10 protein-coding genes are annotated in these 11,757 nt (G+C 58.2%); all 10 read left to right on the forward strand.

Translation table 11 applies throughout. The features are described from left to right. Positions 1-100: 100 nt before the first annotated feature. The 10 genes from PL597_RS04125 to PL597_RS04170 all read left to right on the forward strand — a co-directional run bounded on the left by PL597_RS04125 (position 101) and on the right by PL597_RS04170 (position 11,746). Entirely contained in the window at positions 101-1,393 is a 1,293-nt protein-coding gene (locus PL597_RS04125) for a flagellin N-terminal helical domain-containing protein (protein ID WP_269826065.1), read from the forward strand. 310 nt (positions 1,394-1,703) lie between these two features. Then, on the forward strand, positions 1,704-2,354 hold the full coding sequence (locus tag PL597_RS04130; RefSeq protein WP_142912759.1) for a hypothetical protein: 651 nt from the start codon (positions 1,704-1,706) through the stop codon (positions 2,352-2,354). After that, positions 2,351-3,658 (forward strand): MotB family protein, encoded by a 1,308-nt coding sequence (locus tag PL597_RS04135; protein WP_271364633.1) that lies wholly within the window; start codon positions 2,351-2,353, stop codon positions 3,656-3,658. The genes PL597_RS04130 and PL597_RS04135 overlap by 4 nt, the downstream gene beginning before the upstream one ends. Then, the gene (gene motC, locus PL597_RS04140) at positions 3,655-4,932 is read left to right on the forward strand and encodes a chemotaxis protein MotC (RefSeq protein ID WP_137409764.1); all 1,278 of its coding nucleotides are present in this window, start codon (positions 3,655-3,657) and stop codon (positions 4,930-4,932) included. The genes PL597_RS04135 and motC overlap by 4 nt, the downstream gene beginning before the upstream one ends. After that, the gene (gene fliK / locus PL597_RS04145) at positions 4,929-6,290 is read left to right on the forward strand and encodes a flagellar hook-length control protein FliK (protein ID WP_269823341.1); all 1,362 of its coding nucleotides are present in this window, start codon (positions 4,929-4,931) and stop codon (positions 6,288-6,290) included. The genes motC and fliK overlap by 4 nt, the downstream gene beginning before the upstream one ends. Then, a complete protein-coding gene (locus PL597_RS04150; protein WP_162520464.1) occupies positions 6,238-6,804 on the forward strand; it encodes a lytic transglycosylase domain-containing protein in 567 nt (188 codons plus the stop codon). The genes fliK and PL597_RS04150 overlap by 53 nt, the downstream gene beginning before the upstream one ends. 282 nt (positions 6,805-7,086) lie before the next feature. Next, positions 7,087-7,758, forward strand: coding sequence for a response regulator transcription factor (locus PL597_RS04155; RefSeq protein ID WP_046800597.1), 672 nt, complete (start codon positions 7,087-7,089; stop codon positions 7,756-7,758). 105 nt (positions 7,759-7,863) lie between these two features. After that, positions 7,864-9,144, forward strand: coding sequence for a flagellar hook protein FlgE (locus tag PL597_RS04160; protein ID WP_077983396.1), 1,281 nt, complete (start codon positions 7,864-7,866; stop codon positions 9,142-9,144). Between the two features lie 22 nt (positions 9,145-9,166). Next, on the forward strand, positions 9,167-10,645 hold the full coding sequence (flgK, locus tag PL597_RS04165) for a flagellar hook-associated protein FlgK (protein ID WP_271364634.1): 1,479 nt from the start codon (positions 9,167-9,169) through the stop codon (positions 10,643-10,645). A gap of 3 nt (positions 10,646-10,648) precedes the next feature. Then, entirely contained in the window at positions 10,649-11,746 is a 1,098-nt protein-coding gene (locus PL597_RS04170) for a flagellar hook-associated family protein (protein ID WP_173988136.1), read from the forward strand. Positions 11,747-11,757: the final 11 nt, after the last annotated feature.

Consider the following 11,757-nt stretch of genomic DNA (forward strand, 5'->3'; position numbering starts at 1 on the left):
CGCGGTGGTCGGTTCAGACCATTGGCGATGCGCATGATGCTTCTGCTCGTTGTCGGCACCGCGCCGGATTTCTTTTTAAATTTTGAGTTGGGTGGACCCCATGACCAGCATTTTGACCAATGCGGCGGCGATGGCCGCGCTGCAAACCCTGCGCATGATCGACAAGAGCCTCGAGACAACACAGGCGCGCGTATCTTCCGGCTACCGTGTCGAGACGGCCGCGGATAATGCGGCCTACTGGTCCATTGCAACGACGATGCGCTCCGACAATAATGCGCTTTCGGCCGTGCAGGATGCTTTGGGTCTGGGAGCCGCCAAGGTCGATACCGCCTATGATGCGCTTGAAAGCACGATTGAGGTTGTCAAGCAGATCAAGGCCAAGCTCGTTGCGGCTTACGGCGTGGGCGCCGACCGCAGCAAGATTCAGGATGAAATCAAACAGCTTCAGGAACAGCTGAAGAGCATCTCCGAATCGGCCTCCTTCTCGGGTGAAAATTGGCTGCAGGCCAGCATCAGCAACGGCGGCACGCCGCCGGTTGAAGAAGCGATCATCAAAAAGGTCGTTGCATCCTTCACGCGCACGGGCTCGGGCAATGTCGGGGTCACCACCGTCGACTACACGCTCGACGGCAGCACCGTGCTTTTCGACCTCAGTGGCGGAAAGCTCGGGATTCTCGACAAGAACGCCGTTTTTGTCAGCAAGACGGAATATGAAGTCACCCAGACGTCAACGACTGCTGGCACGACGACGGATACGAGTTATGTCGTGCCGAAGCTGACCGATGCACAGATCGGCGCGCTGAATGCCGCGACGGCGGATACGAATACCGATCCGAATGTCTACGGCAACGGAACCGACAATTATCTGCGACTCGCCGAAAATGTATGGGTCAAGGTGACGGCGACAGATCCGTCGAGCGGCAGCGTCACCGTTTCCCCAGCCTATCGTGACACCGGCAGCAACGACTGGTTTTACGACACCAGCAGTGGAACGGTTTCGACCGGTCGTTCCCTCGAGTTTTCCGTCTCCACCCTCGATCTCGCCAAGCTTGACGTCGTCGCGGCAGCCATGGGCGGTTTTGCAGGCGGCGGCACGACCTATACCGATGCCGACGCCATCGACATGATGATGTCTTTCGTGGACAAGCGGCTTGAGGCGATGACTAGTACGGCTTCCAGCCTGGGTTCGCTGCAGAGCCGCATCAGCATGCAGGACAATTTCGTCTCCAGCCTGATGGATGTGATCGACAAGGGCGTTGGCCGTCTCGTCGATGCTGACATGAACGAGGAATCGACCAGATTGAAAGCGCTGCAGACGCAGCAGCAGCTCGGCATCCAGGCGCTCTCCATCGCCAACGCCAATGCGGAAAATATCCTCCAGCTCTTCAAGTAACGGGTCTGGCTGGCGTGGGCACGAGGGGATGGAGGGGCGCAGGCTTGCTGATCGAGCCCGCCTTCATCTTCGCACAAGTTTGAACACCTAACGTCGGGTCAATATGGGGCGGATTGCATGGCGTGATCTGGCCGGGAAACGTGGAAGAGACGGGCAGGGTAGCAAGGATGACGGTGGTGCCGCCAAACGGCTTAGAGCATTTCCAGGAAAAGTGGGTTCCGGTTTTCCGTCCGGAAATGCGACAGAACGCGTCAGATCGCAGGCAGCGAAACATGTACCGCCCCTTTGGCCTGTTTTGCTGGGGGCGGGCATGAGCGCGTCCATTGCACGATATCTCAAGGACTTCGGTGACACGCAGCCTGCCGGGATGGCCTTTGGCGATCCATTGGCGGATGTAGACGCCACATCCGCTTTTGTCGATCTCGCAACGGGTTTGGATGACTTCGAAACCGTCGATGTTGAAGGTGAAAAACAGGCGGCTTACGCCCGCGGTCGCGAAGACGCCACCCGCGAGATCACTGAAAAGATGCAGGCGGAGAGGGAAGAGCTGATCGCTGCCCATTCGGCCGAGCTGGAAACCCTGCGTTCGGGCCATCTTGAAGAAATCGCAGCTTCCCTGTCCCGGGGGCTGCGCGAGGGCATCGACGCGATTGCGGCCAATCTCAGCGAGCAGACCGCCAATATCCTTGCTCCGGTCCTGACGGAAAAGCTGTCGCTCAAGGCGGTCTCCGCGCTGGCGGATGTGGTGCGTAGCGCCATGCCGGATGGCGAAGAGGTCACGCTTGTCGTGAAAGGCCCGAAAGATTTGTTCGAGCGGCTGAAGACGCAGCCGGGCTTTGAAGAAGAAACGATGAAATTTACCGAGACCGCCGATATCGATCTTTCCGTCGAGCTGGGTGAAAGCGTGTTTGTGACGCGCATGTCCGCCTGGGCGTCCAGTCTTCGCAAGGTGATGAAATGAGTGAAGGCGAAAATCACCACCACGGCAAGAACGAGATCATCATCGTCAAGCGCCACAAGGGCGGGCATGACGGCGCCCATGGCGGTGCGTGGAAAATCGCCTATGCTGACTTCATGACGGCGATGATGGCGTTCTTCCTCGTGATGTGGCTGGTCAATGCCGCCAACGAGGAAACCAAGGCCTCGGTCGCGAGCTACTTTAACCCTATCAAGCTATCCGATGAGAAACCCTCGTCCAAGGGGTTGGAAAAGCCTGTCGATAAGGAAGAGGGCGTCCAGAAGAAGGATCAGTCCAACATCCAGGCGGAAAAAGTCACCAAAGGCTCCGCTGCGGCGACGGGCGAAGATCTGACCTCCCAGACCGGTGAACAGTCGAATTTCTCCGAAGCGGACTTTTTCGAAAATCCCTACTCCGTGCTCGCCGAAATTGCCCAGCAGGTGGGGCAGCAGGCCAATGTCAGCGCCAAGGGCGAGGGCGGCGCTGCTGATTCCGGCCCGGCGACGGGCGCTAGCGGCGGTGAAGCCTATCGCGATCCCTTCGATCCCGATTTCTGGACCCAGCAGGTGAAAATCACCCGCGCCGATCAACCGCAAAAACCGGTTGAACAGCAGCAACTCGCCGAGAACAAGCAAGAGGATGCGACCGAAAACGCTCAGGCGGTCGCACTTAAGGCGTCCGAGACACCCGCCGACAAGGCGGAAGACGGCAAGTCGATGGAAGTCGCCGCCGTGGTGCCGCAGCAGCGTCCGGACGCCGCAGAGCAGGCAGCGCTTGCGCAGCCGAAGCCGGATGAGCCGCGACAGGCAAGCGATGTTGAGCAAAAGGTGAGCGATGCCGACTGGGAAAAGGCCGACACGCTGCGTGAGGAGATCGAAAAGCAAATCTCAGGCATCACCGGCAGGCTTTCCGAAGGTCTGGTGGTGACGCCGGCGGAAGGCGGGTTGCTGCTTACCATTTCCGACCAGACGGAAACGCCGATGTTCAATATCGGATCGGCCGTTCCCCGGCGTGAAATGGTTCTGGCCATGGAAAAAATCGGTAAACTGCTTCAGGAGCGCGGCGGCAGCGTGGTGATCCGCGGCCATACCGACGGACGGCAGTTCAAGGGCGAGGCCAATGACAACTGGCGGCTCTCCATGGATCGCGCTCACAGCGCCTATTACATGCTGGTGCGCGGTGGTCTGTCGGAAGAGCGGGTAAAGCAGGTCTCGGGTTTTGCGGACCGCAGATTGCAGGTGCCGGCAGACCCTATGGCGGACGCCAACCGCCGCATCGAAATTCTGCTTGAGGCCGATCGGGGGTGAAAGTGACGAAAACCTCGAAACGCTGGCTTCTTCTTGCGGCGACGCTTTGCGGTCTCGGCTCCGAGCCGGGCAGGGCGTTGTCGCAGTCGCAAGACAATCTCATGCCCTATTCCATGCTGCGCTCCCTGCAATTCGTGCAGGATTCGGTCGCCATGGGCGACCATTCCGCCTCGGAAATGCAGCGATTTCTACTCCAGACCATCGATGAGCGGCTGAAGAGCGCGCCTTCGGCGATCTTCAAGGATCCGCGCAATGTCGATGCGGCGCTCATCTATGCGATGAGCGGCGGCAATCCGTCCACGCTGGAATTTCTGGTCGCGCGCGATGTGGATGGCAATTTCGACAGCCGCGTCGCCGATGTCCTGCGCAAATACCTCTCCGGCAAGGGAACCCTTGTCGCGCAGAGCATTGCGGCCATGGTGCCGGAATATCGCGGCAAGCGGATTGGCGCCTATCTGGCGCTGATCAGCGGGAATGTGACAATCCCGCGCGATCCGCTGGCTGCGCTCGGCTTTTACGACATCGCCCGGCTCGAAGCGCCGGGCACCATCGTCGAGGAGGCCGCATTGCGCCGCTCGCTCGCCATTGCGGTCGAGGACGGCGATGCGGCGCGCGGCGTCGATTATGCGCAGCGTTATGCGCGGCGGTTCCTGCATTCGCCCTATGCCAGCCAGTTCGCAGACCTTCTGGTTTCGCTGGTGGTCAAGCGCGCCGATTCCATCGGCCATGAGGCGATACAGGAAACCTTTGCCATGATGGATACGGAAAGGCAGAAGGAAGCCTATCTGCGGCTTTCGCGGCTGGCGGCGATCAGCGGCAAGGATTCACTGGCGCGCATGGCGGCGTTGAAGGCGAAGGCGCTGTCTCCGGCACTGCCGGGTGAGCCGGAAGTGCAGGCCAATCTCTATGAAAGCCTTTCCAATATCGGCACGCCCGATGTGGTGAGCGCGATCGAGACAATCGGGCAAATTCCCGAAGCGCAGCTTTCGGATCGGGACAAGGCCTTGCGGGAGGCGGCAAGGACGATTGCCGACCAGGTGGTTCGTCCTCCCTCCCCGCAGACCGGTGTTGAGGCCGAGACTGCGGCCGCGAATGAGACCGGGCGGGATCCGCCCGAAAATGAGGCGGGCGCTGCCGATGCAAAAAGCATATGGCGGGTCGAAACCCAGAAAATTGACGACGAGGGCGATAATGTGCGGCAGCTCGTGACGAGCGGCCGCAGCAAGCTCGATGAAATCGACAGCCTGTTGAAGAAAGGCGAGGGGGCACCATGATCGACGCAACCATCAACACGATAGTGAATGCGCCGCCATCCGATCCGCGCGCCGGCGGCGCCAGTGTCAGGGACGACGCCAAAGGCGGCAGTTTCGGTGATGCCCTTTCCACGGTCCGGGACGAGCGCCCGCCGCACGCGCTGCATTCGCGGCGTCAGCAGGACGAAAATCCGGCTGAAGGACAGCAGTCGCAGCCCGATGGCGAGGCGGAAAAGATGGATGTCCCGGTCAAGCGCCCCCCAACATTTCTCAATGCGATGGTCAAGGAGCATGCCGGCGAAGGTCGTGTCCAGGAGGCCGTGGCCGAGTTTCAAAACGCTGTGAAAACGGTCCGCGCGACGCCGGAAAACGGCAAGACGGGCAAGAAGCTCAAAGACAACGTCGACAAGGGCGCCGAAGCGGCGGACGATGCGATCGATCCGAAGTTGACGGAACTGCAGATGGCGACGGCCGCTGCCGCCGATATGGCGACCGCCAAGACACCGCTTGAGGAGATTGCCCAGGCGATTGCCGGCAAGGCCGACACGGTTAAATCAGACCGGGGTGAACCCGTCCGGAGCAAGGCCGAGCACTCGATCAAGGACATGCCGACAGGGATTGCACCCGCCGGTAACGAGGCGGGTTCGGGTTCGGAAAACGAGGGCGACGCCGCGGCATTCCGTTTTTCCTCGCCGCGTTCGGGCGCGGCCCGTGCTTTGGATATGAGCACGGTTCAGCGTGACGGCCGTGTCGAGTTCGACGCGCGGGAAAGCACCGGCAAGACGACCGACACCATAACGGTTCTCGATTCACGGCGGTTCATTGGCCTCGCGCCTTCGACCAACGCCTCGGCTCTGACGGGCCTGATCGTCAATGATCCGGAATGGGTGAGCGCCATGCAGCCCGGTTCGTCGCTGTCCAATGCGGCGGCCCAGAGCAGCACAGGCAAGGTCGTCCATACGCTGAAGCTGCACATGACGCCGATCGAGCTTGGGTCGGTGACGATGTCACTGCGTCTTGCCGGTGACGAGCTTTCCGTTCACATGACGGTGGAGAGTGTTGCGGCCTATAAAAAGCTGCAGGAAGACAGCAAGAGCATCCTCGACGGCCTCAAGGCCCAGGGGCTGACGGTCGACAACATCACTATCAGCGTCGCTTCTTCCGACAAGAGTGACCAAACGGGCACACAAGGCAACAATCAGCAAAATCAGCAGGCGCAGCAGCAGGGGCAGCAAGCCGCCGCCGGGCGCAACCGTGACGAGTCCGGGGCGCGCGGCGACCGGCAAGGCAATGGCAATAATTTGGGGGTGCATAATGAAGGCATGGATGGCGCTCTTGGGTCTGCCCGCACTTCTGCTGACAATGGCGTCTACCTCTGACAACGCGTCCGCTTCGGCAACATCAGGTGTCTGCGAAAGAGAGATTCAGTCGGCGGCACGCAAATATGGCGTGCCGGAGGGAATTCTCTATTCGGTGGGGCTGACCGAAACGGGCCGCAAGGGACGGCTCGACCCTAACGCCATGAATATTGAGGGAAAACCGGTATTTGCCGCGTCCACGGAGGAGGCTTTGACCACTTTCGAGGCGGCGAAGCGCAACGGCGCGAAGCTAATCGACCTCGGATGCATGCAGATCAATCATTATTTTCATGGCGAAAACTTCGCATCCGCGCGGGAAATGTTCGATCCGCGCCGCAATGTGGAATATGCCGCCATGTTCCTGCGCAACCTTCACAACAGGCATGAAACCTGGACCATGGCGGTCGCCCGTTATCACGCCGGCCCGAACAATGACCCGGCACAGAAGAAATATGTCTGCCGTGTCATCGCCAATCTGGTGGCGACAGGCTACGGGAAATGGACCCCCAATGCGAAAAGTTTCTGTGACGGATAACAACCTGAAATTGCTTTCAGACGTTGCGGGACTCGTATTTCGAAATGTGGCGATAGATTGATCGAAAAAAGGCGCTTCAAGCGGTTTTTTCGGAATTTTGAAATTTCTACACAAAAATTTTGTGCCATATATGGTTAATACCCACTATATATAGATCAAATCGGCACAAAATGGTTAATCAATTATTAATATCTATCGATGATTTTCTACAGTTGTTCGTGAATCCCCCGATTCGTACCAATGCCACATTGGAAAACACCACACTGATTCGGAGGCGGACGAATGATCGTAGTGGTTGATGAGCGCGAGCTCGTTAAAGACGGCTATACATCTCTATTTGGGCGTGAGGGCATTCCCTCGACCGGGTTCGATCCGGTCGAATTCGGGGAGTGGGTCTCGACGGCGGCGGAAAGCGATCTTGCGGCTGTTGAAGCCTTCCTGATCGGCCAGGGCGACCGGAGCTTTTCTTTGCCGAAGGCGATCAGGGATCGCACGACGGCCCCGGTGATCGCGGTCAGCGACCAGCCCTCGCTGGAATCGACGCTGGCGCTTTTCGACAGCGGCGTTGACGATGTCGTGCGCAAGCCGGTGCACCCCCGTGAGATCCTTGCGCGTGCAGCGGCGATCCGTCGCCGATTGCAGGTCATCTCGAATTTTACCGATGCGGGGCCGATCCGGGTTTTCTCTGATGGCCGCGACCCGGAGGTGGGTGGTGAAGTGTTCCCCTTGCCGCGCCGTGAGCGCCGCATCCTCGAATACTTGATCGCCAATCGCGGACGCCGCGTTTCCAAGACGCAGATTTTCAATGCCATCTACGGCATCTTCGATGACGACGTCGAAGAGAACGTCGTCGAAAGCCATATCAGCAAGCTGCGCAAGAAGCTGCGCAAGAAGCTTGGCTACGATCCGGTCGATTCCAAGCGGTTCCTCGGCTACAGCATCGACTGGCAGTGATTTTCATTGACCCGCGTGGTCTTTTTCAAACGCGGTATTTCAGACAGCTTCACGCAAGCCAAACGCTTTACCTTCTCCCTGAAAGATGACCACGAGGGTTTTTGAATGAGTATTTTCGGCACTATGCGAACCGGTGTGTCCGGCATGAATGCACAGGCGAACAAGCTGGGCACCGTGGGCGATAACATCGCCAATGCGAGCACCACCGGTTACAAGCGCGCATCGACGTCATTCTCTTCGCTCGTTCTGCCCTCCTCGTCGGGCAGCTATGCGTCCGGCGGCGTGCAGTCCAACGTTCGTTACAGCATTTCGGAGCAGGGCAACCTCTCCTACACCACCTCGAGCACCGACCTTGCCGTTCAGGGCAACGGCTTTTTCGTGGTTCAGGACGGCGCAGGTACGCCCTATCTCACGCGTGCCGGCTCTTTCGTGAAGAACTCGGAAGGCTATCTGGAAAACGCGGCTGGTTTTCAGCTGATGGGTTATCCTTACGGTTCCAATCCGCCGGCGGCTGTCGTTAACGGCTTTACGGGTCTTGAGGCCATCAACGTCAATAATTTCGGCCTGACGGCATCGCCCTCCACGCAGGGCAGTTTCCCGGCCAATCTTAACCGTGACGATACGGCTGTGGCGGCTGCGTCGCTTCCAAGCACCAACTCCGCGACTGCGACGTTCGGCAACAAGACTTCGTTGACGGCATTCGATAGCGGCGGTGCGAAGGTACTTTACGATTTCTATTACACGAAGACCGCAGACAATACCTGGGAAGTTGCGGTTTATCGTCAGGATCAGTCGACGAATGGCGGATTCCCCTACACGGCAACTGCGCCTGCGACGCTTGTCCAGGAAACGGTGACCCTCACTTTCGATCCCGCCACCAACAAGCTCACGACCACGTCGCCCACGTCAATCACGATTAATGACAGCAACAGCGGTGTGGCGCAGGCGATCAACATTGATCTGTCTGAAATGACGCAATTCTCGACCAAGTTTACGCCTGGCACCGCAATTCTGGACGGCAACGGCCCAAGCCAGATCAAGGATGTGGAAATCGGCAAGGATGGCGTGGTAACGGCGGTCTATCAGGATGGCGGTCGCCGCAACATCTACCAACTGGCGCTGGCCACGGTACCGAGCGTCGACAATCTCAGCCCGCAGAACGGCAACGTCTATCTGCCGAGCAACGAGTCGGGCGTCGTCACCATTGGCTTCCCGCAATCGGGCAGCTTCGGTTACATCCAAAAGGGTGCGCTGGAAGGCTCGAACGTCGATATCGCCAGCGAACTCACCGACATGATTGAATCCCAGCGTATCTACACAGCGAATTCGAAAGTCTTCCAGACTGGATCGGATTTGATGGACGTCCTGATCAATCTGAAGAGATAATACTTCTCACGAGGACAGATGAATGTCGCTCACGTCAGCAATGAATACTGCGCAATCGATTTTCAATAACACAGGTAAGCAGACCGACGTTACTTCGAAAAACATTGCCAATGTCGGTAATGCGAACTACGTCAAGCGAACCGCCATTCTTGGCACGACCATGGCCGGAGCGAGTATCGTCTCCAATGGCCGTGCCCAGAATGAAAGTCTTTTCAGGCAGACGATCTCCAGTTCTTCTCTCGCTTCCGGCCAGAATACGGTTCTGACCGGTCTTCAGGAGATGAAAAGCATTTTCGGCGGGAATGACTACGAAAGCTCTCCTTCAACCTATATGAAGGCGCTGCTCAAGAGCCTTGAGGGTTATGCCGCCAAGCCGAGCGATTCCGCTTTGGCGGCGACGGTGGTGACTTCGGCCACTGACGTCGCCAGTTCCCTGAACAAGGCTTCGGCCGAATTGCAGGCGATACGTCTGCGCGCCGACAAGGAAATCACCCTTCAGGTCGACAAGCTGAATGGTTTGCTTGCGAAATTCGAGGAAGCCAATAACGAGGTCAAGGCGCAGACGTCGCTTGGCGGCGATCCGAGCGACGCTCTCGATCAGCGCGAGTCGCTTCTGAAGGACATCTCGTCCATCATCGGCGTCAATGCCGTCACGCGTCCAAACAACGATGTCGCACTTTATACGACGGATGGCGCGACGCTGTTCGAGATCGTACCGCGCAAGGTGACCTTCAACGCGCAGCCCGGCTACGATGCGACGACCACGGGCAACGCAATCTATGTCGATGGCGTAGCGCTGAAGGCGGGCAGCGGCAACAACACGACGGCGGAGGGATCGCTTCAGGGCCTGATGCAGGTTCGTGACGATCTGGCGCCGACGATGCAGAGCCAGCTCGATGAAATCGCCCGAGGGCTCATCACCATGTTTGCGGAAAAGCCGGCGGATCCAACCGCAGGTTTGCCGAATATGCCGGGTCTGTTCATCTACGGCTCACCCCCGGTGACGACCATTCCGGCGGATGGGGTTGTCTCTCCAGGGCTCGCCTCCAGCATTACCGTCAACCCGGCGTTAATTATTTCTAAAGGTGGCAATCCGGAATTGTTGCGCGACGGCGGCATCAACGGTACCGATTACGTCATCAATAGTACAACTTCGGGCGGAACCGGTTTTTCCGCACTGATCGACAGCTATGTCACTGCTTTCGACGCGCCCATGAATTTTGCCGCGTCGACACGTATCGATACGAATACCAGCATCCTGAAATACGGCACCAACTCGATGGGTTGGCTCGAACAGGAAAGGTCCGGCGCGACTTCGGCGAACGAAGCGAAAAGCGCGCTTTATGAGCGCTCCGCCACGTCCTATTCGAACAATACGGCGGTCAGCCTGGATGAGGAGCTCTCGCTGCTCATGGATATCGAACAATCTTACAAGGCGGCCACGAAGCTGGTGACGACAGTGGATGAGATGCTCAAGTCGCTGATGGACATGGTGAGGTAAACGATGAAAACATCCTTCATTTCATCGCTGGCGATGCAGAACAGCATGCGCAGCACCATCCTCAAGGCTCAGCTTGAGATGACCAATCTCAATACTGAGCTGACGACGGGTAAACATGCGGATCTCGGCGTGACGCTGGGCGCCAACACGGCGCGCAGCCTCGATCTCAACCGCGATGTCGACCGTCTCCAGTCGAACATCACCATCAATGCCTTCGCGACCCAGCGTCTGGAATCCTCCCAGGCTGCCCTCAAGTCGATGGCGACGGCGGCCAACAAGATCCAGAGCGTCGTGCTGACGACAAACGGAGCGGAGGCGCCGACCACGGCAGTCGTGCTTCAGACGATTACCGACGCCTACAAGACCTTTACGGGTTTTGCCAATACGGCTGTCGGTGGTGAGTACCTGTTTTCAGGCATCAATACCGATGTGCAGCCGGTCGATGACTATTTTGCAGAAGGATCGACACTGAAGGCGGCCTATGATGTCGAGCTGAACAGCTTCCTCGCGACTGCGGGTGTGTCCAAGCCATCGGACCTCACCAAGGACCAGGTCAGTACGTTCATGACTCATATCGAAGGTGTGTTCAACGGCACCACCACGGTGACAAACCCACCGCATACCGGTCTCGATGGCACGCAGAATTACGATTTCTGGACGACCTTCGGCTCCAAGGCGAGCGACACCAATATGACGAGCCGCATCAGCCAAAATGAGGTGGTGGAAAGCTCGACGAACAGCAATTCCCAGGGGATGCGCTATTTCGCGATGACGTCCGTAACGGCCATGACCTTTCTCGATGACAGCGTGAACAGCGAGATTCGCGCCATGGTGGCGTCTCAGGCCGGCACGAACATCGGCAAAGCCATAGACGGCCTGAACCAGCAGGCGAGCAGCCTTGGTCTTTCACAGGAGCGCGTTACGAAAGCCAACGAATCGCTTTCAGCCCAGAAAAAGATCATCGAAACGCATCTCTTGGATATCGAGGGGATCGATACCTATGAGGCGAAGACACGCCTCGACCTGCTGCAGCAGCAGATTGAAATCGCATACAGCCTCACGTCGCGTCTGCAAAAAATGAGTCTGGTCAACTACCTCTGATGATCAGGGGT

The organism is Agrobacterium sp. ST15.13.013, from assembly GCF_027956525.1.
Taxonomy (GTDB): Bacteria; Pseudomonadota; Alphaproteobacteria; order Rhizobiales; family Rhizobiaceae; genus Agrobacterium; species Agrobacterium salinitolerans.

What these genes read in the sequence shown, in the direction of transcription:
- PL597_RS04125 (WP_269826065.1), top strand. Translation starts at nt 101, where the DNA reads ATGACCAGCATTTTGACCAATGCGGCGGCGATGGCCGCGCTGCAAACC.
- PL597_RS04130 (WP_142912759.1), top strand. Translation starts at nt 1,704, where the DNA reads ATGAGCGCGTCCATTGCACGATATCTCAAGGACTTCGGTGACACGCAG.
- PL597_RS04135 (WP_271364633.1), top strand. Translation starts at nt 2,351, where the DNA reads ATGAGTGAAGGCGAAAATCACCACCACGGCAAGAACGAGATCATCATC.
- fliK (WP_269823341.1), top strand. Translation starts at nt 4,929, where the DNA reads ATGATCGACGCAACCATCAACACGATAGTGAATGCGCCGCCATCCGAT.
- PL597_RS04150 (WP_162520464.1), top strand. Translation starts at nt 6,238, where the DNA reads ATGGCGCTCTTGGGTCTGCCCGCACTTCTGCTGACAATGGCGTCTACC.
- PL597_RS04155 (WP_046800597.1), top strand. Translation starts at nt 7,087, where the DNA reads ATGATCGTAGTGGTTGATGAGCGCGAGCTCGTTAAAGACGGCTATACA.
- PL597_RS04160 (WP_077983396.1), top strand. Translation starts at nt 7,864, where the DNA reads ATGAGTATTTTCGGCACTATGCGAACCGGTGTGTCCGGCATGAATGCA.
- flgK (WP_271364634.1), top strand. Translation starts at nt 9,167, where the DNA reads ATGTCGCTCACGTCAGCAATGAATACTGCGCAATCGATTTTCAATAAC.
- PL597_RS04170 (WP_173988136.1), top strand. Translation starts at nt 10,649, where the DNA reads ATGAAAACATCCTTCATTTCATCGCTGGCGATGCAGAACAGCATGCGC.